The 25,595-nt window shown below is 36.8% G+C and carries 22 protein-coding genes; 8 read left to right on the forward strand and 14 right to left on the reverse strand.

The genetic code is table 11. The annotated features are described in order from the left end of the window. Nucleotides 1-30: 30 nt before the first annotated feature. The 4 genes from LVD51_RS04510 to LVD51_RS04525 form a co-directional block, all read right to left on the reverse strand. Nucleotides 31-1,368, reverse strand: a complete 1,338-nt coding sequence (locus LVD51_RS04510; RefSeq protein ID WP_236970000.1) for an MATE family efflux transporter — start codon at nucleotides 1,366-1,368, stop codon at nucleotides 31-33. Between the two features lie 94 nt (nucleotides 1,369-1,462). Further along, complete coding sequence (locus tag LVD51_RS04515; RefSeq protein ID WP_236970001.1) at nucleotides 1,463-2,503, reverse strand: glycosyltransferase; 1,041 nt, start codon at nucleotides 2,501-2,503, stop codon at nucleotides 1,463-1,465. Between the two features lie 32 nt (nucleotides 2,504-2,535). Next, nucleotides 2,536-4,431, reverse strand: a complete 1,896-nt coding sequence (locus tag LVD51_RS04520; protein ID WP_236970002.1) for a RecQ family ATP-dependent DNA helicase — start codon at nucleotides 4,429-4,431, stop codon at nucleotides 2,536-2,538. A gap of 72 nt (nucleotides 4,432-4,503) precedes the next feature. After that, on the reverse strand, nucleotides 4,504-5,412 hold the full coding sequence (locus LVD51_RS04525) for a DUF6089 family protein (protein WP_236970003.1): 909 nt from the start codon (nucleotides 5,410-5,412) through the stop codon (nucleotides 4,504-4,506). Nucleotides 5,413-5,529: 117 nt separating this feature from the next. Between LVD51_RS04525 and LVD51_RS04530 the strand changes: the two genes are divergently transcribed. After that, nucleotides 5,530-7,167: a S8 family serine peptidase gene (locus LVD51_RS04530; protein ID WP_236970004.1), complete on the forward strand. Its 1,638-nt coding sequence runs from the start codon at nucleotides 5,530-5,532 to the stop codon at nucleotides 7,165-7,167. Between the two features lie 498 nt (nucleotides 7,168-7,665). Here the strand turns inward: LVD51_RS04530 and LVD51_RS04535 are convergent, their stop codons facing one another. Next, a complete protein-coding gene (locus LVD51_RS04535) occupies nucleotides 7,666-7,953 on the reverse strand; it encodes a DUF721 domain-containing protein (protein WP_236970005.1) in 288 nt (95 codons plus the stop codon). Further along, nucleotides 7,950-9,056 (reverse strand): DNA replication/repair protein RecF, encoded by a 1,107-nt coding sequence (recF, locus tag LVD51_RS04540; protein WP_236970006.1) that lies wholly within the window; start codon nucleotides 9,054-9,056, stop codon nucleotides 7,950-7,952. Before recF ends, LVD51_RS04535 begins: the two co-directional genes overlap by 4 nt. 98 nt (nucleotides 9,057-9,154) lie before the next feature. Between recF and pdhA the strand changes: the two genes are divergently transcribed. From pdhA to LVD51_RS04560, 4 genes are all read left to right on the forward strand, one after another. Then, a complete protein-coding gene (gene pdhA, locus LVD51_RS04545; protein WP_236970007.1) occupies nucleotides 9,155-10,189 on the forward strand; it encodes a pyruvate dehydrogenase (acetyl-transferring) E1 component subunit alpha in 1,035 nt (344 codons plus the stop codon). Between the two features lie 161 nt (nucleotides 10,190-10,350). Then, on the forward strand, nucleotides 10,351-11,019 hold the full coding sequence (locus tag LVD51_RS04550; RefSeq protein WP_236970008.1) for a tetratricopeptide repeat protein: 669 nt from the start codon (nucleotides 10,351-10,353) through the stop codon (nucleotides 11,017-11,019). Between the two features lie 80 nt (nucleotides 11,020-11,099). Continuing rightward, a complete protein-coding gene (gene ribH / locus LVD51_RS04555; RefSeq protein WP_236970009.1) occupies nucleotides 11,100-11,624 on the forward strand; it encodes a 6,7-dimethyl-8-ribityllumazine synthase in 525 nt (174 codons plus the stop codon). Further along, nucleotides 11,624-12,478, forward strand: coding sequence for an MBL fold metallo-hydrolase (locus tag LVD51_RS04560; RefSeq protein WP_236970010.1), 855 nt, complete (start codon nucleotides 11,624-11,626; stop codon nucleotides 12,476-12,478). The genes ribH and LVD51_RS04560 overlap by 1 nt, the downstream gene beginning before the upstream one ends. A gap of 60 nt (nucleotides 12,479-12,538) precedes the next feature. Here the strand turns inward: LVD51_RS04560 and LVD51_RS04565 are convergent, their stop codons facing one another. Next, on the reverse strand, nucleotides 12,539-13,030 hold the full coding sequence (locus LVD51_RS04565) for a c-type cytochrome (RefSeq protein WP_236970011.1): 492 nt from the start codon (nucleotides 13,028-13,030) through the stop codon (nucleotides 12,539-12,541). A 127-nt stretch (nucleotides 13,031-13,157) separates the two neighbouring features. After that, nucleotides 13,158-14,510, reverse strand: a complete 1,353-nt coding sequence (locus tag LVD51_RS04570) for a dihydroorotase (RefSeq protein ID WP_236970012.1) — start codon at nucleotides 14,508-14,510, stop codon at nucleotides 13,158-13,160. Between the two features lie 60 nt (nucleotides 14,511-14,570). On the opposite strand from LVD51_RS04570, the gene LVD51_RS04575 reads away from it, so the two are divergent. The 3 genes from LVD51_RS04575 (at nucleotide 14,571) to LVD51_RS04585 (ending at nucleotide 17,556) form a co-directional block, all read left to right on the forward strand. After that, the gene (locus LVD51_RS04575; protein ID WP_236970013.1) at nucleotides 14,571-15,716 is read left to right on the forward strand and encodes a 5-(carboxyamino)imidazole ribonucleotide synthase; all 1,146 of its coding nucleotides are present in this window, start codon (nucleotides 14,571-14,573) and stop codon (nucleotides 15,714-15,716) included. Then, complete coding sequence (gene purE, locus LVD51_RS04580) at nucleotides 15,713-16,207, forward strand: 5-(carboxyamino)imidazole ribonucleotide mutase (RefSeq protein ID WP_236970014.1); 495 nt, start codon at nucleotides 15,713-15,715, stop codon at nucleotides 16,205-16,207. The genes LVD51_RS04575 and purE overlap by 4 nt, the downstream gene beginning before the upstream one ends. Before the next feature lie 86 nt (nucleotides 16,208-16,293). Further along, nucleotides 16,294-17,556 carry a DEAD/DEAH box helicase gene (locus tag LVD51_RS04585; protein WP_236970015.1) on the forward strand — a complete coding sequence of 421 codons (1,263 nt, stop codon included), beginning with the start codon at nucleotides 16,294-16,296 and terminating at the stop codon, nucleotides 17,554-17,556. Nucleotides 17,557-17,632: 76 nt separating this feature from the next. Here the strand turns inward: LVD51_RS04585 and LVD51_RS04590 are convergent, their stop codons facing one another. The 6 genes from LVD51_RS04590 to LVD51_RS04615 form a co-directional block, all read right to left on the reverse strand. After that, nucleotides 17,633-18,211 (reverse strand): YceI family protein, encoded by a 579-nt coding sequence (locus LVD51_RS04590; RefSeq protein WP_236970016.1) that lies wholly within the window; start codon nucleotides 18,209-18,211, stop codon nucleotides 17,633-17,635. A 187-nt stretch (nucleotides 18,212-18,398) separates the two neighbouring features. Further along, the gene (locus LVD51_RS04595; RefSeq protein WP_236970017.1) at nucleotides 18,399-18,971 is read right to left on the reverse strand and encodes a Crp/Fnr family transcriptional regulator; all 573 of its coding nucleotides are present in this window, start codon (nucleotides 18,969-18,971) and stop codon (nucleotides 18,399-18,401) included. A gap of 142 nt (nucleotides 18,972-19,113) precedes the next feature. Next, nucleotides 19,114-19,830 carry a gluconate 2-dehydrogenase subunit 3 family protein gene (locus LVD51_RS04600; protein WP_236970018.1) on the reverse strand — a complete coding sequence of 239 codons (717 nt, stop codon included), beginning with the start codon at nucleotides 19,828-19,830 and terminating at the stop codon, nucleotides 19,114-19,116. Nucleotides 19,831-19,851: 21 nt separating this feature from the next. After that, nucleotides 19,852-21,594 (reverse strand): GMC oxidoreductase, encoded by a 1,743-nt coding sequence (locus tag LVD51_RS04605; RefSeq protein ID WP_236970019.1) that lies wholly within the window; start codon nucleotides 21,592-21,594, stop codon nucleotides 19,852-19,854. A gap of 77 nt (nucleotides 21,595-21,671) precedes the next feature. Further along, nucleotides 21,672-22,523 (reverse strand): acyl-CoA thioesterase, encoded by an 852-nt coding sequence (locus LVD51_RS04610; protein ID WP_236970020.1) that lies wholly within the window; start codon nucleotides 22,521-22,523, stop codon nucleotides 21,672-21,674. A 148-nt stretch (nucleotides 22,524-22,671) separates the two neighbouring features. After that, nucleotides 22,672-25,527 carry a putative LPS assembly protein LptD gene (locus LVD51_RS04615; RefSeq protein ID WP_236970021.1) on the reverse strand — a complete coding sequence of 952 codons (2,856 nt, stop codon included), beginning with the start codon at nucleotides 25,525-25,527 and terminating at the stop codon, nucleotides 22,672-22,674. Nucleotides 25,528-25,595 lie beyond the last annotated feature (68 nt).

Raw genomic sequence — 25,595 nt, forward strand, 5'->3', positions numbered from 1 at the left:
ATATTGTTACAAATTTATATCCACAGAATGTTAGTAATCGTCTTCTTTATTAAAGTAATACTTGAAGTAAACTATATTAACAATCAGTATTGCAATCCAATAAAATATTTCAATTGACCATGCTTGTAGCATGGACAATCCCAATAATTTTACTCCCATTAATAATAGGCTGACATATATGGCCACACATACCAATTGGATGGTTAGGGTCAACAATACATTTCCTGTCCCAATCATTCCTTGAAAGAAAACTGTACCCAATATATAAAACACAAATATGACCAGTAATAACCTCAGTACATCTTTGGCTTCATAGAGTACTACCATTTGTTCATCATTGAGAAGTGGACGGACAAAATACTCTGGATAGAGAAGCAATGGAACAGCTACTACAAAGGTAATCCCCAAGGCAAGAATTGACGTCCTCTTAATAATGACGAGAATATTATTAAACATCTTCCCCCCCATTGAATTACTGACCAATGTATTTACTGAAACAGAAAAACCCCAAAGAGGAATACTTAAGACCAGATAAAAGACTCGGGCAAGATTGGATATAGCCAATTCTCTTTGCCCCATATTTTCCACGAGTGAAAATAGAACAAACCAACTGATCACACCAGCACTAGTCTGCAATACCAAGGGCATAGATATTTTTAGGATATCCTTAGCTATTTTAAAATTGGCAATTATTCTAGAAGGTAGGTGAAAGACTTTGAAGTCCTTAGAGAATATTATGTGAAGACCAAAACTAATCAGTCCAGCTACTTCAGCGATATCACTGGCAATAGCAGCACCAGCAATACCCATTTTGGGCAAACCAAAATTTCCAAAAATTAGTCCGTAATTGAAGATTAAATTCGTTCCTAAGAGAATTCCAGTAGCAATGACTAAGAAACCGGTATTGGCTACACCGGTGTAAAGGGCTACCATACCCAAGGTTAAAAACCCAGAATAGACACCAAAAGACCGAAACTTTAAGTAATCTATACTCTTGGCATAGATCACATCATTGCTCACTATGTATTTCAACAACCAAGGTGAACCATATCGAACAAAAACAAAAAAGATAGTCGCCAATATCAACAACATAAAAAGATTGGTATTGAACGCTATCCCAATACGTTTGTACTGATTGCCACCATCCAATTTTGCCATTACTATTTGCCCTCCTCTAGAAAATCCATACCCTACTGAAATCACAATAAGATAAAAGGCACTTACAAAACCAATGGCTGCAAAATCATCCTCACTTAAATAAAATAGAAACAAACTATCCATGAGGGCAATCGCATTTTGCACAATGCTGCCAATCATGATAGGAATAGCCAATATTAAAATCCTCTTATATGATAAATCTATACTCAAATCCTGATTCCTTTATTAAATTTAGCGCACAAAAGTAGTAAGTGTTTACTACAATACCTATTAAAATATTTACCAATCAATAATAACTACGGCGTTAACCAAAAAACTGACGACTTAGCAATTGCTTCAATTTGTCCGCCTCGTTTTCCCAAGTATATACTTTAGCCGCTTCAAGGCTTTGATTTACATAGGTCCGATACACATTTACATCTTGAGTCATACTGTGAATAGCTTCTCGAAGAACTTCGGCATGTAAATCTTTAATAACTACACCGGTTTTATGATTTTGAAGGATATTTCGATACTCAGGAAAATCCATATTCACTGAGGGCAAACCAACCTGCATATAATCGAAGAATTTATTGGCCAAACTATAATAATAATTGAGAGATTCACTTTCCAATAGATTTAGTCCAATGGTTGCTTGCTTAGCCAACTTCGGTAATTCTTGAGGCAATTTTCTTCCCCAAAAAACAACGCGATCAACCAAACCTTTATCTTTGACTAATGTCCGCAACTCGCAATCCAAATCCCCACTTCCAACTAACCATAGCTTCCAATCGGGCAATAGAGACATGGTTTCAATAGCGCATTCTAAACCACGTCCAACATTTAAAGCACCTTGATAATATAACACCTTCATTTTGCGCATATTAAAACACTCAGATCCATCCAATACTTTAAACATAGGCATATTGGATATCACCTCAGCCTTGCGATGATATCTACGATAAAATATGTCTTGTAATGAAGTATTAACCGTGATTAGACCATCCGCTTTTCTAAAGCCCCAAAATTCAACCCATGACCAAATTTTTCTCTTTAATGGAGAATGAAGTAATTCAGGGGTATCGGTATATAATTCATGAAGGTCTAAAATAAATACAAGCTTGGGGTTAAGGAACTTGTAAAAAATAGCCGACAATGCAGTATCAATATCAGCTCCGTATATGGCCTGGGGCTTTTGTTTGAGAAGATATAAAAACAATCTAATATTCCATTCCAAGTAAAAAAAAATACCATTTGAGAAATATGTTTTTTGGCTTCTTATTCCCCCTCTATCCATATAAGATATCTCTAGGGGTAGATCAGCCATGGTCGCCATTACTTTAGACAATCTTTGATCATAGGCCATATTTGAAGTTGTAATTATCGATACCTTATACACTAAGTCTTCTCATTTAGATACAATAAATCATTTTTATAGCTGACGACTTTGTGTCGATACAATGCGCGAATAGCTTCTTTGGCCATATACTCATTTTCTTCTGATAAAATTAAATCGTAGACTCTATATGGTTGTTGTTCTAATTTTTGTTTAAATACATGGTACATTTCATCCAATCCTTTTTCTTGATCGGTCCAACGAATATATTCGCTACAACAATGCCCACATTCCAAGGTTGGTTCTTCGCCAAAATATTTCTGTAAATGATTAAACTTACATCCTTCATTTTCAACAAATTCAATCATTTGATTCCACCCCAATTGTTCTCTTTCTTTAAGATCAGTAATAAATTTATGATCAAAGTTAAGATTTTTTAGCACAGGTCGTCCCTCGGGAAATTCTATTAAAGCATACTCTCCTTCGGGATAGTAGTCCAGTATTTTCATTTTATGCATTACTTTCAATCGATGTTCAAGATCGAGAACGGCCATATTTAATTCAAAAGCCAACTCAGAAATTGAAAACTCTACCTCCGACCAGAAAATATTAGAATATGACCTCATCAAAAAGCTTAAGACTTCATGAAGTTTTGGTTGACTGTGTTGTAAGATAGGGAGATCTACTTGTGCTTTGTGTACAATAACTGAGGCCATTTGTGGACGAGGTTCAACGTAGACCAACACTCCCAATTGATCCAATAGACGAAAGGCGTAGTGAAATCGGGTGTATGAAAGAGGAAAATGATCGACAAAATTTAAAAAATTAAAATACTTGCGATAATAACTATTTGACACCGGTATTTGAAAATAATCTACCAACATGCGCAAAACGGAACGCAATCCATCTGGACTCGGATATTTAGTTTCAATTCTTTCGTGGCCTTGTTCAATATCTTCGGCATTCCACAGAAGATAACTTTTACAGGGAAGTCCATCTCGACCAGCCCGCCCAATTTCCTGATAATATTCTTCAATAGTAGGTGGTGGAGACATATGAACTATCCATCGCACATTGTCTTTATCGATCCCCATTCCGAAAGCATTGGTTGCGACTATAAACTGATATTCACCGGACAACCATTTTTCCATTACTATTAAGCGATCGTTTCTTTCCATGCCGGCATGAAAATAAGTACAATTACAGCCCAAACTAGACAACATGGACGAAATAGATTCCGTACCAGCACGATTTCTTATATAAATAATGCCACTTCCCTCCAATTCTAAGACAAAATTGGCCAGTAACTTATGCTTGTCTCCTTCTTCATATACATATAGAGCCAAATGATCTTTTAGTATAGAACTGCGAAAGACTAAAGGATTATTTAGAAGAAGTTTCTCTTTAATATCTGCAGTAACACTTTCAGTGGCGGTTGCCGTTAAAGCTATAAAGGGTAGTTGGGGATAATGTTCCCTAAAATTGCCAATTTGCAAATATGCCGGACGAAAATTATACCCCCATTGGGAAATACAATGCGCTTCATCGATAGCAATCAATGAGACCTTGACCTGTTGTACTAGTTGTAAGAATCGGCTCGAATTAAACCTTTCAGGAGATACATAAAACAAGAGATATTCCCGAGTATAGACTAAATTATTTAGCACTAAATTTTGCTCCCTTTGAGACATGCCGCTATGCCAAAAGGCAGCATTTATCCCCCTTGACTGCAATTGTTGCACTTGATCTTCCATCAATGCGATGAGTGGTGAAATAACGATGGTTACACCACCTAAGACTATAGCAGGTATTTGATAGCAAAGTGATTTTCCCCCACCGGTAGGCAATACTAACAGGGTATCCTTTTGATCAATAACAGCGTTTATGGCTTCTTTCTGAAAATTCCGAAAGGACGAGTATCCCCAATATTTTTTTAAAATCTGAATTGGATCTTTCAACTTACTTAAACGATTTGGATCTAGGATGGCAGTTCAATATTGAAGAAACAAATAATTTTTCACATTACAGAACTAAAACTCATAACATCCAAATTTACCCTTTCCACCTCCAAAAGAAAAATCTTCAATAATATAACCCAATTTCAACATAATAAAACCATAACCATCTGATTTACTACCCAATGATCGTTGAGTGGTTTGCAAATTATTGTTTTCAAAATAGATTTTTGCTGCATCTATCGGATTGATATTGCTATTGACATCATAGGTGAGTTCCCAACCTCTATTGGCAAGTAAAGCGGCTTGATCATTGCTCAATGCCAACAGATCAAAATCGACGTAAGTATCAGCACCGACATCATCGAGGTAATCGGTAAAAATATATCGATAATCCAATTCCAAACCTATGGTAAATGAAGGGGAAATAGCATATTTAACACCTAGGGTCAATGGGATTCCCAATTGAACCAAGCTATAGGGCTTATTGTTCTGGCCATCAATATCTAATCTTTGACCAGCCGTGCCTACTTCTTGAAGAAATACTTTTTGTCCCTGATGTGATGTAGTAAATGGGTTGAATTTAAAGACCGAAACACCTGCTCCTACAAAAACAGTAAACAAATTGCCACGATCACCATAGGGATCAAAAGGCAAAATATTATAGATACCCTTTACTGAGATTTCATCGATATTGGTGGCAAAAGATAAATTTCGATCACTTCTATCGAAATCAATATCTTCCGCGTGAACTCTACCGTGCCTATAGGCGAATTCAACACCAAAGTTCTGGGAAAAACTCAACAGCCCATATACTTGACCAGCCCCTCCCATCGTTTTAGTAAACTTAGAATTTTGGGGAAGGAGATCACCACTATAAGCCGAAATACCCCCTCCTACTCCGATTTCAAAAGACTGTGCAAAAGAAGAATAGTTAAGAAAAATTAAACAAGAAAAAATAAAAAATCGACAGAGTAACATCATATTTCGACTAAATTTGACTTTATGATCAATATTCAAGAATTGCAATTAAATGTACAGTAAATGCAATTTATAAAACGTAAATTCGTGCGGTTTTATCATAAATTTTAAAAAATAAAAATGAAGGTATTTAAAAAGAAGAGGGTTTGGTTGTTGAGTACCCTTGTCGCTGTAGCAGGATCGACTGCCAGTAGCCAGAACAATGAATGGTTTTTAGAGTTTGGACAAAATGTTAATGGGGCAAATGTAGAAAACATTTACAATCAAAATCTCATCACTAATCCTTCAAACAAAGTTATCGTGGCCGTAATTGACGGTGGAGTAGACGCCGAACACGAAGATCTTAAAGATATAATGTGGGTAAATAGTGATGAAATACCTGGAAACAACATCGATGATGACAACAACGGCTATATCGATGATATATATGGATGGAATTTTATAGGGAACGCCAATGGTGAAAATGTTAATCAAGACACTTATGAAATCACCCGTCAATACAAGAAGTTACATGCCAAATACAATAATGTAAAAGCTGAAGATGTCTCTAAAAAAGATAAAGAAGAGTACGCCAACTACTTGAAATACAAAAGCAAAGTTGAAAAAGAATACGAAAAATCCAAAGAGGATTACGACAATTTAATGCAGCAAAAGTTATTTATAGAAAATTTCCTAAAGATGGCCAATGCCACTGTAGGAGATGAAATGGCTATAAATTCCAATACCATAGCTAAATTGGAAAAAGAAAAGGCCGACGTCAACCAACAAGTAATCGGTATTTTAAAAAATATAATTGAATCGACTGGTGAAAGTTTTGAAAACTTTATGGCCTTTGAAAAATTTGTACTGAGCGATATTGAAGCAGGTGAAAAATACTATGCCAGCAAATCTAAATACGGATACAATGTCGATTTTGATCCAAGACATATCGTAGGTGATGATTTTAGCAACAAAAAGGAAAAATACTACGGCAATAATGATGTAGCTGGACCTGATGCCTTTCACGGTACTCACGTTGCTGGTATTATCGCAGCCAATCGAAATAACTCTATCGGGATAAAAGGGATATCAAACCAAGTAGAGATCATGGGTGTTCGAGTAGTTCCCGATGGAGACGAAAGAGATAAAGATGTGGCCAACGGCATTCGATACGCTGTCGACAATGGAGCCAAAGTAATCAATATGAGTTTCGGTAAAGGTATATCACCAGCCAAATCAGTGGTAGACAAAGCGGTTAAATATGCTGCAAAACACGATGTCTTACTCATTCACGCCGCAGGTAACGAAGCTTCCAACACCGACACCACTTCCAACTTCCCCACCGATATCTATGATAAAAAAGGATTGTTTGGCAAAAAGAAATATGCCAAAAATTGGATGGAAATAGGTGCATTAGCGATGAATAAAACAGAAAAATCAGTAGCTAGTTTCTCTAACTTTGGTCAACAAAATGTAGATTTATTTGCACCTGGTCACAACATCTACAGTACAGCACCTGACAACAAGTATAAAAGTTCTTCGGGTACGAGTATGGCGGCTCCTGTTGTTGCTGGAGTAGCTGCAATTATAAGAGCAAACTTCCCTTCTCTATCTGCAGAGCAAGTTAAAAACATATTAATGGAAACTGCCGATCCCATTGAGATACCGGTTAACGAACCCGGATCAGAAGAAAAGGTAGACTTTTCTAAATTAAGTGTAAGTGGAGGCATTGTCAACGCTGAAAAAGCATATAGAATGGCACAATCTATGGCCAAATAAATAGATTTCTAAAGATTATTAAAAACCCCTTGATTCTATATCTGAGTCAAGGGGTTTTTTAATGGAATTTTATCAAAGAAGCTTGGTATGGAATACACTGTCCGATTGTTTATACTGTATCCAGTCACAACCTTCGTGTCGTGACAAGACTACTTTTAAATTAATAAGTATTAAACTGCGATTGCAGTAATAACAAAATAGCGGGGAAGGAATCGAAGCCACGATCCTTCATTCAGTCCTGTCCCTAAAACAAATCGAAAAATTGCTTACTAATAATTAAATGCAATTCGTATTTATCTATAATTCCAAAACCCTATCCATTCATCGCGGGTATAATCAAATCATTTGAGATTAGATTACAAAATTCAACACCACTCAGTCCATTGCACAAGAGCTAATCCGAGCAACCTCCTACTCCATCTAGTCATTCCGTGTACAAGGCATAGTAAAAGAACTAGACCGAGGAAGAAAATTAAATATTATTCATTGAACAGAAAATTATCTTATCAATATTTCCTCTACCACATTTTCTCCTAGAGCTGTATTTATTTTTGTTAGTATTTCTGATCTTCGTTGAAACAGTTCTTGCTTTAATGGTGCAGAACTGATGAATAATATCACCTTACCATCGCGGTAAGAAACTTTTGTAGTTCGCTCAACAATGTAAGGGGCATTGGTTTCCCTCCAAATAGATTCAATTCTTTTTTCGTCAATTTTAGTTGCATACTTGGGATCCTTTACGATTCCTGATAATATGTCTTTAAGATTCTTTGATTGATTGTTCATACTTGCTTCCCTTCCCTAATATTAAAATTTAAAAATTTAAAATCGGCTTTTTCCGCAGCCTCTTGTATTCTCATAGCATCGGTATCTGTTATAAATATTTGACCGAAGCTTTCGCCCCTCAACAAATCCATTAAATTATCGATTCGATTTTGATCCAATTTATCAAATATATCATCGAGTAACAAGAGTGGTTTTCGATCGATGACCGATCTTATATACTCGTACTGTGCCAATTTCAGTGCAAATAAAATACTTTTTTGTTGACCTTGACTCGAATAGTACTTCGCAGATTGCCCCATTAATTGAAAATCGATATCATCTTTATGAGGACCAACCAGGGCTCGTCCTCTTTGAATTTCATTCTTTCGCTGGTTTTCAACAGCCTCCAAATATCCCTCTTCCTCAATTGACACTTTATATTTTGCCAATACAGTTTCTAAATCGGCATTGCAAATTCGATGATAAAAATCGGTTAGTAATGAATTAAAGGTAGTTAAAAATTCCGATCTTTTCTGAATGATAATAGCAGCTGGTTGAGACAATTCAAAATCGTATTTTTTAAGCAGTAGAATCTTATCCTCATATCTCATTGAGAATTGTTTGAGCAATTCCCGTTTACGCTTCAACACCTTATTATAATACAATAACGCACGTAGATATTCCCTATCCGACTGACAAATGGTATTGTCTATAAACCTTCTGCGGATGCTGGAATCTCCCTTTATAATATCAATATCTTCGGGAAAGATCGACACCAGGGGTATATTGCCGATATGTTCACTAATCTTGTCATAGACCTGTTTATCTTTACTTACCACCTTTTTGCGCAATGCATTGAATGAAAACACATAATGACAATCAACCTCATCTATTGATTCAATTCTAAAAAAAGCAGAATCGTCTTTGACGTGGTCAAAATGGATTAATTTTTTATCGGAAATACTGTAATAACTCTTGCCAAAAGCCATAAAATATATAGCATCCAAGATATTTGTTTTCCCCATCCCATTGTTGCCAGAAATCAAATTCAACTGGGGATGGAAAAAAAAATCTACAGATTCGTAATTCTTAAAATATCTAATTCTCAGTTCTTTGAGTATCAATTCCTATATAATTTACTTTAGAGGTAATAATTAATCCGTTGAAGTTTTCTATCTTTGAACTTTATTTATACGGACCAAGCGTCAAAATAAATTAAAATATGGCAACTACAACAAAGAATAGCACCGAAAGTAAAAAAAATTCATCGACTACAGAGTTTAGTCCAAAGACCTATATGGAATGGTATGAGATGATGTTGTTGATAAGAAGATTTGAGGAGCGCACTTTAATGGAATACGGACGACAAAATATCAGAGGTTTTTGTCATGTTTACATCGGTCAAGAAGCTATTGCAGCTGGTTTGATTTCTGCATTGCGACCAGAAGATCCTGTTGTTACTGGTTATCGTCAACACGGTATAGCTATTGCAAAAGGACTACATCCCAATGCATGTATGGCCGAACTATGGGGTAAGAAGACCGGAGCGGTTAAAGGTAAAGGTGGATCGATGCACTTTTTCTCAAATGAACATAGATACTTTGGAGGAAATGGAATCGTGGGAGCCCAGATTCCTATCGGTACGGGAATTGGATTCGCGGAAAAATATAAAGGAACCGACAACTTAGCCGTTTGTATGTTTGGTGATGGTGCTGCAAGACAAGGCGCATTGTACGAGTCATTAAATATGGCACAGACATGGAAACTTCCCGTTCTATATATTTGTGAAAACAATCATTACGCTATGGGTACTTCAGTTGAACGTACTTCTAGCTTAACTGACATTTATAGAGTAGGTGAAACCTTTGACATTCCTAGTGAGGCAGTTGATGGTATGGATCCTGGTGCTGTACACAATGCTATGGCAAGAGCAGCAGAATACATCCGTGCAGGCAATGGACCTTATTTCTTAGAGATCAATACCTACCGCTACAAAGGACACTCTGTATCAGATCCTGCAAGATATCGAACTAAGGAAGAATTGAAAGAATATATGGCGAAGGATCCGGTTAAATTGCTTGAGAAAAAAATCATAGAGCAAGAAATTGCAACCGAAGAACAAGTAAAAGCTATTAAAGATAAAATTAAAGCTACAATTGAAGAAGCGGTTACTTTTGCTCAAGAATCTCCATATCCAGAACCACACGAGCTATATGATGACAATTATGTAGAAGATGATTATCCATTTCTTACATAATTTTTTATATCTTCGCAATCAATTTAGAAATAAATATTAGTTTTCTTGATTATATAACAATACAATATGTTTAAAATCAAGAGATTAAAATAAGATTTACGGAATTTTAGCTATTTATTTACATTTGCCTGACTCGTTTCAGGCAATAATTTTTTACAAAAATGTCGATTAGAAATCAAGCAGAAAATCAAACAGAAGCCGTTAAAGGTTCTTTTTTAGAAGAAAATCAGAAACTTATCGTCGGCGCTATAGGATTATTATTGGTATTGGTGGTTGGTTTTTTGGCCTACCAAAACTTATATAAAGCACCCCGAGAAGTTGAGGCTACCAATGCAATGTATATTGCTGAGTTTCAATTTGAAAGAGATTCATTCGAAAATGCATTATTGAATCCAGGTGCTGGTAACATGGGTTTTCTAGACATCATAGATGAATACAGTGGGACTGAAACTTCGAATTTAGCCAAATATTATGCAGGTGTTTGCTACATGAAATTGGGAAAATTTGAAGCAGCCATTAGTTATTTGGAAGAATACAATGCCGATGGAGACATCACTCCTATAACCAAAAATGGTTTAATAGGTGATGCTTATGGCGAGTTGAAAGATTTCGGTCAAGCAATTAACTATTACAAAAAAGCTTGTTCGACTGGTGAAAACAGTTATTTAACTCCTTACTACCTTAAAAAATTAGGTTTACTTTACGAAAAAGAAGGACAGAATAAAGAAGCGTTAGCGGCATATAATAGAATCAAATCGGATTTTGCTTCTAGTCCTGATGGTTTTAATATTGAAAAATATATCGACAACATATCGTCAAAAGAATTATAGATATATTCCAACAAAATTGGAAGAACTGAAAAAGGTGAGTATTTTTGATACTCACCTTTTTTTATTTACAAAAGCAAGCTATGAAAATTAAAGGCAAAAATAAGGAATCTATCCTACCCCATTCCATTGATAAAATTAAAATAGGAATCGTTAAAGCTTCATGGAATCAATTGATTACAGAAACCATGTTGGACCAATGCAAAGAAGCCTTATTAGCTGCTGGACTAAAAGAAGACCAACTCATTATTAAATCCGTACCGGGTAGTTATGAACTACCATTGGGAGCGCTAATGATAGAAAACGGTCATAGCCCTGATGCTATAATATGTTTGGGCTGTGTAATCAAAGGCAGCACCGATCACGATGTGTTTATCAACCAAGGTATAGCGGAAGGTATTATGAATCTCAATTTGAGATATGCCAAGCCATTTATTTTTGGAGTTTTAACGGTAAAAACGGAAAAACAAGCTACAGAGAGAATCAATGGCGACGTTGGAAATAAAGGCAAAGAATCAGCGGAAACGGCTTTGGAAATGATTGCACTTCAACAACAGATTCGCAGTGAACGCAAAGGTGAGATTGGATTTAACACACAAAGAAAATAATGAAAATTACAACGGTCGTCTCTGGTTATTTTAAATTAGATGGTGGTGCAATGTTTGGCGTTGTTCCTAGAACATTGTGGCAGAAACTTCATAAGCCTGACGAATTAAACCTTTGTACTTGGGCCATGAATAGTCTGTTGATAGAAACTGGGAATAAAAAAATCTTAGTGGATACTGGGATTGGAAATAAGCAGATAGACAGAATGAACAAGATGTTTTTCCCTCATGGACCCAACACCTTGGAATCATTAGCCAATATTGCCATTAATCCAGAAGAAATTACCGATGTTTTTCTCACCCACCTTCACTTTGATCACGTCGGCGGAGCGGTTGACTTAGCTGAAAATGGCAACCTCGTTCTCCGTTATCCCAATGCCACATACTGGTCCAATGATGCTCACTATCAATGGGCCTATAAAAACAATGCCAGGGAGCAAGCTTCTTTTTTAAAGGAAAATTTTGTGCCTCTAGCGGAATCTGGACAACTAAAAATGATAGATGTTCAAACCGAGGATGTACATTGGATGGACAATATTCAAGTGCGATTTCTTTACGGTCATACCCATGCCATGATGATTCTCAAGATACCATTGGACGCAAAGCGATGGTTGTGGTATGGTGCAGATCTTATTCCCAGTCAATGGCATATTAGACGACCCTATATCATGGCTTATGATATGTCGGCCCTTCATACCTTGAGTGAAAAAGAAAGATTATTAACTCATCTAGCGACATCAGATGACATACTTTATTTTGAGCACGATCCCTTTATTGAAAGTGCACAAATAGAAATCGATGAACGCGGAAGATTTGCCCTGACCAAATCGGGGAAATTAGCTGAATTAATAGAATAAAAAAAAAGAGTCATGTAAAACTACATGACTCTTTTTTTATTCATCATTTATAATGATTTCTTACAATGTTCTGAAGTATTCCAACAAAGCACGAGCTTCTTCTTCGGTAATATTTTGATCCAACATTGGAGTATTGTTAAATTCCGCCAAAAGATCTTTAGCCAATGGATCTTTTTCCAACATCTCAGTTGGATTCATTATCATATTCATAACCCACTCTGGCGTTCTTCTGTCCAAAATTCCTTTTTGAGGTGGACCGATGATCTTTTTATCAACCGAATGACAGGCAATACATTTTGCACTGTATATCTCTTTGCCTTTTACTGACAATTTACGATCAATTTCACTAGGTAAATCTACCTCGGTAATGGGGCCAATACCTTTGTTTTCCAAATCAACTCTTTTACTCGCAGGCAAATCTGCTTGAGATGGCTCTGACTTCACCTCTTCTTTCTTAGTTTCTGTCTTAGCTGCTTGCTCACCTCCTTCTGATCCACAACTTATCATACAGAATACAGCAACACTGCTTAAAAAAATAACAACTCGTTTCATCTAATTAATTATTTATCAAATAAAAATATTCCCATACAAAAACACTTTTTATATGTGGAAGCAATTTACATAATTTTTCTTGTCCTTTCCCTCAAACCGGAGAATCTTTCCCCTATAGTTTAAAATTTTATTGACGATCAAAGGTCAATCTTTCTCCGCTTTGGTCATCCACAATTTTATCATTGTCATAGGCCAACTTGCCATTGATAAAGGTTCGCAACACTTTGGATTTAAATGTTCTTCCCTCAAAAGGTGACCATTGACAGTGGTAACGAATATTATCGGATTGAATAATTTGAGGAGTTTTAGTGGACAATTGAACCAAATCAGCTTTGTACCCTTCTCGGATAAATCCTCGCTCTGCTACATCGAAACAAATGGCTGGGGCATGACTCATCTTTCGAACGATAAAAGGCATAGCTTCATCTATAGAATCCTGCAACAAACCGCGGTCAAACAAATCGACCATCCCTATCAAACTATGTTGTACCAGCGGTAGTCCCGACGGACAATGACTATAATTGTTATCCTTTTCTTCTTTAGTATGAGGTGCGTGATCGGTAGCTACTATGTCGAGTTTGTCGTCCATCAAACCCTGTAACAATGCCCGTTGATCGAATTCGTGTTTAATCGCTGGATTGCATTTTATCTTCCCTCCTAATGTGGAATATTCATTGCTATTGAAAGACAGATGATGCACACATACTTCTGCGGTTATTCGCTTTTCTTCCAATGGAATATCATTGCGAAAAAGGTATAACTCATCAGCCGTAGATATATGAAGAATATGCAGTCGCGCATTGTGTCTTTGAGCCAATTCAACGGCTTGTTGGCTACTTAAATAGCAAGCTTGACGACTGCGGATGGCTGGGTGTAGTTCAAACGGGATATCCTCTCCGTAAATAGATTGAAAAAATGCAGTATTGGCCCTAATGGTATATTCATTTTCACAATGAGTAGCAATCAGCATATTGGCTTGGGCAAAAACTTTTTCTAATTGCTCCATATCGTCGACCAACATATTCCCGGTACTAGAGCCCATAAATATTTTTAAACCGCAGACGGTTTTGGGATCAGTAGCCAAAACTTCTTCCAGATTGTCGTTACTGACGCCCATAAAAAAGGAATAATTGACCGCACTGCTGCGTTTGGCTATTTGATATTTGTCTTCGAGAAGACTTTGGGTAATGGCCGGAGGTTTAGTATTGGGCATTTCCATAAAGCTGGTAACCCCTCCAGCCAAAGCCGCTCGCGACTCTGAATATATGTTGGCTTTCCATTCCATTCCAGGCTCTCGAAAATGAACTTGATCATCGATTACGCCGGGTAGAAGATAGTCTCCTTCGAGATCTATATCCACATCCACTGCTTTTGAAAAACTTCCAATTATAGAAATTCGATCATTTTCTATTAATAAATCACCAGTAGTGATTTTTCCTTCATTAACTATTTTTGCATTCCGCAAACCAATTGTAGACATACTCCGCTAAGTTTAATTATTTTTGCTCCAATATTATATAAAGCTAAAATTAATCTTTTTATGGATATAGCCAATGTCAAGGTCGGAATTTTAGGAGGAGGCCAGTTAGGAAAAATGCTAAACTATTATGGCAATCATTGGCATCTGCCTTTGTTTAATTTAGATAAAAGCGAAAATTTCCCCGCAGGGATCAATGCCTACCATTTCACTGAAGGAGATTTTAAAAACTATGACGATGTAGTGGCCTTTGGTAAAGAAATGGATGTAATAACCATTGAAATAGAACATGTAAATATAGAAGCTCTTCAATATTTGGAATCAATAGGTAAAATAGTCCATCCTTGTTCAGAAGCTTTAATTACCATCAAGGACAAGTTTCTGCAAAACGAATTTTATGCTGCTCACTCACTGCCTACACCAGAATACAAGAGTTTTGCTTCTAGATCTGATCTCCTTACCTCTATACAATCTCACGATACCAAATTGCCCTTGGTTCAAAAAACCAGAGGAGAAGGTTATGATGGCAGAGGGGTTAAAGTAGTCGATTCGATGAAAGATCTCAGTGACCTATTGGAAGGCCCTTGTATCGTGGAAACCAAAACTAGGATCGCCAAAGAATTGGCCGTTATTGTGGCTAGAAACGACGACGGACAGGTAGTTTGCTACGATCCTGTAGAAATGGTATTTAACGACAACAACATCTTGGAATATCTCTACACCCCAGCCAACGTATCTGTCGACATCCAAGCCAGTCTTTTAAAATACGCCAAGTCCATAATAGAATTATATAAAATCTCAGGTCTATTGGCCATCGAGTTTTTCTTGGATACCGATCATCAATTATGGGTCAATGAAGTAGCACCTCGTCCTCACAATAGTGGTCATCATACCATTGAGAATGCCGTCACTTCCCAGTTTGAACAACATTTGAGAGGAATTCTCAATCTACCTTTGGGAGACACTACCATGTTGCAACCAGCGGCAATGATCAATATTCTGGGTGAAGAGGGATATGAGGGAAAACCTTATTATCAAGGTATCGAGGAAGTATTTAAGATACCCAATGTCCATGTTCATTTATATGGTAAACCGGAAACCAGACCACACCGCAAAATGGGACATATTACGGTATGTGGCAATGATAGAAGTGAAATAGAGGAAAAGATTAAAAAAATAAGTAAAATATTTAAAGTAATAAGCAAATGAAAGAAGTAAGTATCATCATGGGGTCAGACTCAGACCTAGTCATAATGGAATCGGCGGCAGAAATCTTAAGTCAACTCAATATATCTTTCGAATTAACCGTAGTCTCTGCACATAGGACACCAGATCGCATGTTCTCTTATGCCAAGGAAGCCAGGGACAGAGGGATTAAGGTAATAATAGCTGGTGCTGGTGGTGCTGCTCATTTACCGGGAATGGTAGCCTCTCTCACTACCCTACCCGTAATAGGAGTTCCCATCAAATCCTCTAACAGTATCGATGGTTGGGATAGTATATTGTCTATTCTACAGATGCCCAATGGAATACCTGTGGCTACAGTGGCCCTTAATGCTGCCAAAAACGCAGGACTGTTAGCGGCGAGAATATTGGGTGCTAGTAATGTAGATATATCGAACCGATTGCAGGATTATCAAAATGAATTAACCGGTCAGGTAGAAGAAAAAATCAAAAAGGTAGAAGCTAAGTATAAGTAATATTGGTATAAATAGATAGAATACACGATCTAAAATGGTTTTTATAAACTATTCTAGTATCTTTGCACACTTATACAAATAATTATATGACATTCAAAGATTTAGAAATCATTCCTCCCATACTTTCAGCCCTTTCAGAACAGGGATATACAGCACCAACACCCATTCAACAACAATCCATCCCCATATTATTACAGGGTAAAGATTTATTGGGTTGCGCTCAAACAGGAACAGGAAAAACAGCGGCATTTGCCATTCCAATACTTCAAAATTTATTGGCCAACAAAACGGGCACCAAGTCGAGAAACATCAGTGCATTGGTGGTTACACCTACCAGAGAGTTAGCCATACAAATTGATGAAAACTTTACCAAATACGGAAAGTTTACTCCACTTAGAAATACAGTTATTTTTGGAGGTGTAAAGCAAGCCAGTCAAGTAAAAGCACTGCGTTCAGGAGTCGACATATTAATAGCTACACCGGGACGTTTGTTGGATTTAATTCAGCAAGGTTATATCTCCCTCAACCATATCAAGTACTTTGTATTGGATGAAGCAGACCAGATGCTGGACATGGGCTTTATTCACGATATCAAAAAGATCATTGCAAAATTGCCAACAGAGAGACAATCTCTGTTTTTTTCGGCGACGATGGCTCCTGCCATTGTCAATTTGTCAAAGAAAATATTAGGCAATCCCGAGCGAGTGACCATTGCTCCAGAACAGACTACGGCAGAGAAAGTAGAACAATGTGTTTACTTTGTACCCAGACAGAATAAGATTCCTCTACTCAAACATTTACTGAGAGAAGAAGATATCGCTTCAGCTTTGGTTTTTTCAAGAACCAAACACGGTGCCAATAAAATCGTTAAATTGTTGAATCGATCCGATATACATGCGGAAGCTATTCACGGCAACAAATCTCAGAATGCCCGACAGAAGGCATTGGAGAATTTCAAAAATGGGGATACGACTGTATTGGTAGCCACCGATATAGCTGCCAGAGGTATTGATGTAGATTCTTTATCTCACGTCATCAATTACGACTTGCCCAATGTACCAGAAACCTACGTACACCGAATTGGTCGTACTGGTAGAGCTGGAGCCAGCGGCATGGCCTATTCGTTTTGTGATGTAGAAGAGCGTCCCTACTTAAGAGATATCCAAAAATTGATTGGTCAGACCATACCCAGCGTAAAAGAACACCCATTTGACACGGTGGAAGATAATGGAGAAAATAATAATAACAATAACGCAAGACCTCCTCGTGGCAATAACAATAGTCAGAACAACAGAAGGAAGAGTAATTATAGATCGTCCAATCGCTCTAGATCGCCGAGAAAGGATTAGATTTAAAGTAGTGTAAAATAAAAAAGGCTAAAATGAGATCTCATTTTAGCCTTTTTTATTTAAATGAATTTAATAATTAAAATTCAATATCCGCCACCAAATCAAACTCATCATAGATGGCTTTATCTTTAAGATCATCGAAGAATGAAGTAGAACCATATCTGACATTGTACTTGCTTCTATCGATTTTCATAGTAGCATTGGCTTTATTACCATAGATGGAAAGATCAAAAGTTATCGGCTTAGTAATGCCCTTTATCGTCAAATCACCAGTGGCTTGGTATGAATTTTTACCAGTAGCTTCTACTTTAGTTAATTTTAGACTAGCTGTTGGAAATTTTTCAACGCCAAAAAAATCATCTGATTTCAAATGACCTTCTAGTTTCCCTTTAGATGAACCTTCTAAATCATCAGCTACAATGGTTGACATATCGATCACAAACTCACCTCCGACCAATTGATCATCATTGAAATGCAAAGCACCAGATTTCAAAGTGATGGTTCCGTAATGTGATCCAGTTACTTTGTATCCTTTCCACACCACTTTACTTTTGTCCAACTTTACTTCCTTGGTTACATTGGCTATTGGTGTAAAAGCAAACAATACACCAGCTATTAAACTAAATAATGCAAAATACTTCATTGAAATTTTCATATAATAATTGTTTTAAAATTTTTAATAATTGAAATTTACTTAGCCTTTCCTAAGTTTTTAAACCTCTATCTACTGATCTATATTCGATCAATATAATAAGTCAAAGATGAATAATGTTAACGTCTTAGAAAATAATATAGTTTAAAAAATTACCATAATCTAGATTAATATATCGCGGAACAGCACTTCATTTTTGATTTCTAATCTTACTGAGAAACTCCTTGGTGATGCCCAAATAAGAAGCGATCATATACAGAGGAATACGCTGCTCTAATTGAGGATACTGTTCTCTAAAGTATTGATATCTCTGTAATGCAGTAATTGAAAAATTGCGCACCAATCGCTCTTGTGATGCTACTAATGCCTTCTCTAATACCTTTCTAAACGCTCGATCCACTTTGGGTATAGCTAAGGTAATATCTTCTTCATCTTCGTAGGTCAACTGAATCACTTCAGTATTCTCGATACACTGAATGTTGTAAGCAGCAGGTGATTGAGAAATAAAACTTCCCAGATCGGTAGACCACCAATTTTCGACGGAAAACATAATGATGTGTTCCTGTCCATCTTCATCCAAATAAAAGGTTTTAGTACAACCTTTGACTACAAAACTATTGTATCTACACACATCTCCTTGTTGAACCATGTATTGGCCTTTGAGATACTTTCTGTATTTTAATTTAGAAGTTAATAAGTCAATTTCTTGTGCATCGAATTCCACATATTGATTAAAATAATTCAGTAAAGGTTGATAAGGCATAGGTTAAATTATCACAAGAATCAAAAGATATAAAGATGGTTGACTTCCAATCTAAAAATTAAGTAAGTAGTCTATATAAAAATATACCATTGACAGGTGAATATCAATGGTATATATAAACTATCGTTAAATCTTGACTATCCTACCAAGAAGCAATTTCATTTCTCTCTTCCGGTTTGATATACTTGTCCATATATTCAGCGTCGTATTGCTTATTGTGTTTGGCCAGTACATCTTCGGGTACTCCATTCCATACATTGGGTGTATTACCTACATATCCCAAATCATCGATACCTATTTTCGAAGTATAAAATCCTGTGGCTACAAGGTTTCTAATATGTGAGAAAAACTTAGCGCCTTGAGACAATTCTGGTTTTACATCATCGGGATAAGCTATATCTTCAACTATAGCAATTTGCTCATCCTTAGATAAGTCTACAAATATCTTATTATAGCGTTTATTGCTTTCGTGATCCAACCACATTAAGCCCCCTCTCATCGGAACCTGATGATATGGCATATCTTTCACTATAAATTCAATAAAATCCGGTACACCTGCATCGGTTGCAGAGCCAGATGTATCATCTGCAGGGATAATAATATCTGACAGAACCGCTATAGTAGCCATTTCTTCTGGAGTAAAAAATGTGGTTGACAATAACTTGAGATCGTATTCCATCTCTTCTGGAGTTCTTCCATATCCGTGTCCAGGAGCTGAATAATCCACTTTTCCATCTCCCAATACGGCTTCTCCTCCTTCACCATTGCTTTCCGTATGATCCAACTTACAGCCCGTCAATACAAAAGAACCTGCAAAAGACCCTACCATCAACGATTTAATTGTTTCTCTTCTATCCATCACTAGTTAATTTTCAAGTGTTTAAATATTCATTTTTTTCAATTCCCCAACCAAATAGTCTGAAGCTCTCCAAGCCAAAGCCAAGATGGTCCAAGTTGGGTTTTTATCTGCTTGCGATACAAAAGCACCACCGTCCATTACAAATAAATTTTTGACATCATGTGCTTGATTAAATTCATTCAAAACGCTGGTTCTAGGATTACTACCCATTCTCGTCGTTCCTACTTCGTGAATGATTTGTCCGGGAGCTTTTAATCCGTATTGTTCTTCAGGACCTGGTTTATCACCTAATGGAATACCTCCCATGTTGTGAATCATTTCATCAAAAGTATCCACCATGTGTTTGGCTTGTTGTACCTCATCTTCTGTCCATTTGTAATGGAATCTCAAAACCGGTATACCAAATTTATCGACTACATTGGGATCGATCTCGCAATAATTATCGTATTGAGGTATAGATTCTCCACGACCAGCAAAACCCACAGTTGCTCCATAGAATCGACGAATATCTTTCTTCAATTCTGTACCGTAACCACCTGCAGACTTTGTCTCTCCATCGATTCCCGGTACCAAGGAGTTTAAATTCTCCATTCCAAATCCAAATCCGTAAGATGGCATTCCCATACCTCCCCAGAATTCTATGTGATACCCTCGAGTAAATGGCAGTTTGGCATCGTTAAGCCACCACGGAGTGTACAGGTGCATCCCTCCTACTCCATCTTCGTTGTAACGCTTTCTATCCATCAATGCTGGCACAATAGCTGTTCGTCCTGCACCAGTAGAATCGTGAATATATCTTCCTACGTGATTACTTGAATTACCTATACCATTGGGGTGATTAGCAGACTTAGAATTGAGCATTATCCTTGCCGAACTAGCTGCACTGGCCGCCAATACCACAACTTTAGCCTTAATAGCATATTCCTGCATATCGGCTTTGTCGATATAGGATACCCCAGTTGCCAATCCATCTCCATCGGTCAAAACTTCTCTAACCATCGCCCCGACATAAAGATCTATTTTACCCGATTCCATAGCTGGTTTTACCAACACAGAAGAAGAAGAAAAATCACCGTAAACCGAACACGACCTATTACATTGACTACAATAAAAACATGGATTTCTTCTATCGTCAACCTTCTTAGTCAGAATAGACAATCTCGATGGGATGACGGGGATGCCCATTTTTTTAGCCGAATCGCGAACATATAATTCATGTAAACGCGGCTTTGGTGGAGGTAAAAAATGACCGTCGGGCTCATTTGGAATATTTTCCTTGGTTCCAAAAACACCGATTAATTTATCTACTTTATCGTAATAAGGAGCAACATCCTCATAAGAAATAGGCCAATTGTCTCCTTTTCCATCAAAATCTTTTCGCTTAAAATCCAGAGGTCCAAATCGCAATGAAATCCTTCCCCAGTGATTCGTTCTTCCTCCAAGCATTCGAGATCGAAACCAATCAAATTTTGTCCCATCTTTATGAGTATACGGCTCTCCATCTAATTTCCAACCACCATAGGCCATATCCATCTCTCCGAAATGTCTAAAATCTGTGCTCGCCCCTCTCCTTGGTGATTCATAAGGCCATTTTAATTGAGTTTGCTGATCCGGATTAGCGGGATCAAAATTGGGTCCGGCTTCCAATAACGCAACCTTCAATCCAGCTTCTGATAATACTTTGGCGGCCATACCGCCCCCTGCACCTGAACCTACGATACAAACATCGTATTTCTTACTCTGTTCCTTTATTTGAAAAGACATACATTCATTTTTATTACAAAAATATCCTATAAAAGCACCTAATATATTACTAAAATGGTAAGTAAAAAAATATTTCTTTACTTTGTAGCTGGTCTAATTAACCCTTCTTGAACAATACTTGCTACCATTTGACCGTTAATGTCAAATATTTGACCATTGGCAAATCCTCTGGCGGCAATAGCCGTAGGACTATTGACATCGTACAACAACCAATCGTTAATATTTACCGGTCTATGAAACCACATCCCGTGATCTATGCTGGCTATTATAGTATTAGAAAATGTAGCCTCTTCGTGAGGTAAAATTGCTGTAGCCAATAAATTGTAATCCGACACATAGGCCAATAAGGCTTCTTGAATCTTCCTCGACAATTCTTCTTTTTTTCTAAACTTAAACCAAATTTGACGAACGGGATCGTATTTTCCAGGCAAAAGTGGATTTGTTAAATCAACTGGTTTGAATTCAAAAGGAAAATCTATCTCAATCAAGCGTTTAGCCGCAGATGGCAACATCCCCAATATTCCTTTCTTTAATTGATCAAAACTAATCAATTCGTCGGGATGGGCGACATTGGGCATAGACTTTTGATGATTGTAGCCCGCTTCTACTTTGTGAAATGAAGCCGCCATGATAAAAATAGTCTGATGGTTTTGTTCGACCAGCACTCGTCTGGTACTAAAACTTCTCCCATCTCTCACTACATCGACTCGAAAAAAAAGTGGTAAATCGGGATTTCCTGGCAGTATAAAATATGAATGTAGAGAGTGGATATACCTTTCATCAGGCACGGTTTCATAGGCCGCTATTATACTCTGAGCCAAAACTTGACCACCGAAAATATTTCGAGTTCCAATATGTAGATTCTCGCCCTTGTATAATAATTCTCCAGCAGATTCTAATTTCAATATTGTCAATAATTGATCTACCATAATATATTTTAAATGTTAAAAACCAACAACATAATTAACTGTATAAAGAACACTTTATTTTATCACTTAATACAATATAGTGATTATATTAACAATACAAATATATACTATAACAATATATGATAAAAAAACTTCCCTTCTATTTACTTTAGAATGGACTATAACCTGAGTCTTGAATACCTCGATTGTATGGTATATCAATAAAGTCAAGAGGTGCATTTTTAACCCGAATATTAAATAGGAATGTCTTTCTAGTCGGCTGCCAACTAAAGGAAAGCTCCCAACAATGGATGTCACGACTAAATCCAAAATCGGGATATGTCAATTGCTTGCGTTCAAAATCATAACCAAAGTTACCTACGCGTACACCCCAATTTTCTGTTAAATCAATATTTCCAGAAAGTCGAATATTATTGGTAGACAACTGAAACACATCTATATCTTTACTCGGATCCCATACAAAACGAATTTCATGAGACACCCTAAAATTATCAAATATACCTGTGGATTGACTTCCTTGTTTTTCCTTTTTCTCTCCTCCTTTCTCCCCACTCCCTTCCTCGGGACCACCAGAGAATAATTCTCTAATCTTGGCGATGGTCATATTGGTACTTAGGCCAGCGCTCAAACCATTAAACCTTAGTAAACTTCCAGTTTTATAGCTAAATTCTCCCAATCTTTGTCCCAGATCATTAGTTGCATAGGGATCGAACTGTGCACTTAACCTAAAATAAGTTATCCCTTTAAAAAATGTAGTATTGGCACTGAAATTTATCATACTAAATTTTAGGGAATCTGCATAGGGATTGTAATTCCCACTGAAGTCAAAAGTCTTAAACAATGAGATTTTATTTGTAGTAGAATCTTCTTTATTAAAAAACTTTGCCTCCATCACATTTCTCAAACTATAATTTAAACTGAGATTTCCCTTGCCCGTGGAGGGGGCACCAAAAATCCCGTTTTCAAAAGGTGAATACCTCACTTCCTCATATTCTGCTCTGGTATTGAGAACATTAACGGTATCTACATAGCCCCAATCTTGATAATCCGGAGTAAAGGATACCGATACCGATGGCTTGTAGACGTGGCGGAAACCTCGAAACCAGCCTTTCTCCCACTGACGAGTAAAATACCGAGCCGTTTGTAAGCTCAACGATGCACTAAAACCATGGATAGCATTAAATTCATTTAAAGTATCCACTACCAAAGAACCATAACTCACAGTATCTGATGTAATTAACGATTGACCATCTTCAGTAAATACAGTATCGAATTCAATAACTGGGTTGGATTCAAATTGTTTGTCTACTCGATCAAAATACCAACGCTCATTGACATTAATACTAGGGGTAACATTGATATATTTAAACAATCGATAAGACGAGCTCAGTGAAGCAGTATGTTGTACTCCATAGTCTTGACTCTTCCATTCATTGGGTTTAAAGATGGTAGTATCTGTAGCTTGTATTTTGTTTTTAAATTTGGAATTATAGGTTAGCAATATTTTTTCATACCACTGCTCTTTGGAACCGCCTGCATTTTTTCTTTTAAAGGGCTGCAATGATCTCATCTGCACATTGACCGAGGGCAATTCAAAGCTGGCCGATCGAACATTGGCATTTTGCGAGTGCGAAATATTGCCATTCAAACTAAACGGTGTGCCGGGAAATTGTCTCGAAAAACTGATCTGTGAACTCGTATTATTGTTTAACACTCGTTCTGCTTGATTGGAGTTGATCTTATCAAAGCCATTGGTCGAAAAATTCACACTGGCGGAAAAAGTTTGGTAGGGATGAGCTGATTGAGCTTGGGAATGATTCCATCTAAATGAAAATGATCGACTACTTGATTTTTCGATACTTCCTACCACTTCTGATTTTCTATCCGACATACTGACAGAAAATCCACCGCTAAATCGATATCTATAATTATAACTCGACTGAGCATCCACCAGCCACGAACCATTAAAATAAATATCCCCTTTGGTGGTTAAATTCATATGCTCACTTATAGGAGTATAATAACCCAATCCCCGTAAACCAAAACCCCATGTTTGAGAATATTCATAACTAGGTATAATAAGACCTGCTTTAGCCGTAGGTACGATAGGATAAAATCCAAAAGGCAATACTAAAGGTGTGGGAATACCCATAATTTCCAGATTAGAAGGTCCCACAATCACTTCCTTATTGGGAATAATCTTCTGTTTATTACTTCGAACACCGAAATGAGGGATAGGTGCATCACAAGTGGTAAACAATGCTCCCCTATTATAAATGATCTGATTGGTATCGGTTTCGGTCAGATTTTCAATAAACTTTGCCTCGCGACCGTGAATATATAAGTTGCTTTGAAAAGTTACGGCCTCGTATATTTTACCTTTTTTAGTTTTAAAATTATATCGCATTTGTTTGGCGTCAAATTCATTTTGGCCATCACTAAATATCGGTGTACCTGGCAATCTTCCAGGCAATGTGCCATCTGATTGAACTTTTTCTGCTTTTCGCTCATCGGGATTCTCAATAATTTCTCCAGTGATAGGATCTATTTCTTGCCCATCTTCAAACCCCAAATTATCATTGTATTCATCTTCCAAAGTATCCACTTCTACGACTTGAGGTACAATGGTATCGTAGACGGTATTTCCTATTAAATGCTTTAAACTATCGGGCAAGAGTCGAGCAGAAGCAATATTGGTATTGAGATCTACTTCTATATAATCGGCATTTTTAATCGAAAACAATCCGTATTCAACAAATGCATTACCGTATAAAAAGACTAAATTTTTCTTGCGATCAAAATAGGTTTTATGATCAGCACCATATACTACGCCAGATGAAAAGGCATCTTTGGAAATCTTAATTTTTGAAAATTTTTCAGACTTTAAGGAATCCAATGTATGAGAGAGTGAGTCCTCTTCGTTTTGAATTAAAGTATCTTGACCAAATCCAGCGAAAAAATTCAATATTAAAAATAATAATGCTATGTACTTTATTGATTTCAAATTATTTTTGGCTCGATTTTTGTTTCATATTAATAATAATTATAATTAGTTCAAAACATTAAATAATT

The organism is Membranihabitans marinus, assembly GCF_021729155.1.
Lineage (GTDB): Bacteria > Bacteroidota > Bacteroidia > Chitinophagales > Saprospiraceae > Membranihabitans > Membranihabitans marinus.

What these genes read in the sequence shown, in the direction of transcription:
- LVD51_RS04515 (WP_236970001.1), bottom strand. Translation starts at nt 2,503, where the DNA reads ATGGCCTATGATCAAAGATTGTCTAAAGTAATGGCGACCATGGCTGAT.
- purE (WP_236970014.1), top strand. Translation starts at nt 15,713, where the DNA reads ATGAAAGAAGTAAGTATCATCATGGGGTCAGACTCAGACCTAGTCATA.
- ribH (WP_236970009.1), top strand. Translation starts at nt 11,100, where the DNA reads ATGAAAATTAAAGGCAAAAATAAGGAATCTATCCTACCCCATTCCATT.
- LVD51_RS04560 (WP_236970010.1), top strand. Translation starts at nt 11,624, where the DNA reads ATGAAAATTACAACGGTCGTCTCTGGTTATTTTAAATTAGATGGTGGT.
- LVD51_RS04575 (WP_236970013.1), top strand. Translation starts at nt 14,571, where the DNA reads ATGGATATAGCCAATGTCAAGGTCGGAATTTTAGGAGGAGGCCAGTTA.
- LVD51_RS04550 (WP_236970008.1), top strand. Translation starts at nt 10,351, where the DNA reads ATGTCGATTAGAAATCAAGCAGAAAATCAAACAGAAGCCGTTAAAGGT.
- LVD51_RS04595 (WP_236970017.1), bottom strand. Translation starts at nt 18,971, where the DNA reads ATGCCTTATCAACCTTTACTGAATTATTTTAATCAATATGTGGAATTC.
- LVD51_RS04565 (WP_236970011.1), bottom strand. Translation starts at nt 13,030, where the DNA reads ATGAAACGAGTTGTTATTTTTTTAAGCAGTGTTGCTGTATTCTGTATG.
- LVD51_RS04530 (WP_236970004.1), top strand. Translation starts at nt 5,530, where the DNA reads ATGAAGGTATTTAAAAAGAAGAGGGTTTGGTTGTTGAGTACCCTTGTC.
- LVD51_RS04525 (WP_236970003.1), bottom strand. Translation starts at nt 5,412, where the DNA reads ATGATGTTACTCTGTCGATTTTTTATTTTTTCTTGTTTAATTTTTCTT.
- LVD51_RS04610 (WP_236970020.1), bottom strand. Translation starts at nt 22,523, where the DNA reads ATGGTAGATCAATTATTGACAATATTGAAATTAGAATCTGCTGGAGAA.
- LVD51_RS04590 (WP_236970016.1), bottom strand. Translation starts at nt 18,211, where the DNA reads ATGAAAATTTCAATGAAGTATTTTGCATTATTTAGTTTAATAGCTGGT.
- LVD51_RS04570 (WP_236970012.1), bottom strand. Translation starts at nt 14,510, where the DNA reads ATGTCTACAATTGGTTTGCGGAATGCAAAAATAGTTAATGAAGGAAAA.
- LVD51_RS04605 (WP_236970019.1), bottom strand. Translation starts at nt 21,594, where the DNA reads ATGTCTTTTCAAATAAAGGAACAGAGTAAGAAATACGATGTTTGTATC.
- LVD51_RS04600 (WP_236970018.1), bottom strand. Translation starts at nt 19,830, where the DNA reads ATGGATAGAAGAGAAACAATTAAATCGTTGATGGTAGGGTCTTTTGCA.
- LVD51_RS04585 (WP_236970015.1), top strand. Translation starts at nt 16,294, where the DNA reads ATGACATTCAAAGATTTAGAAATCATTCCTCCCATACTTTCAGCCCTT.
- LVD51_RS04535 (WP_236970005.1), bottom strand. Translation starts at nt 7,953, where the DNA reads ATGAACAATCAATCAAAGAATCTTAAAGACATATTATCAGGAATCGTA.
- pdhA (WP_236970007.1), top strand. Translation starts at nt 9,155, where the DNA reads ATGGCAACTACAACAAAGAATAGCACCGAAAGTAAAAAAAATTCATCG.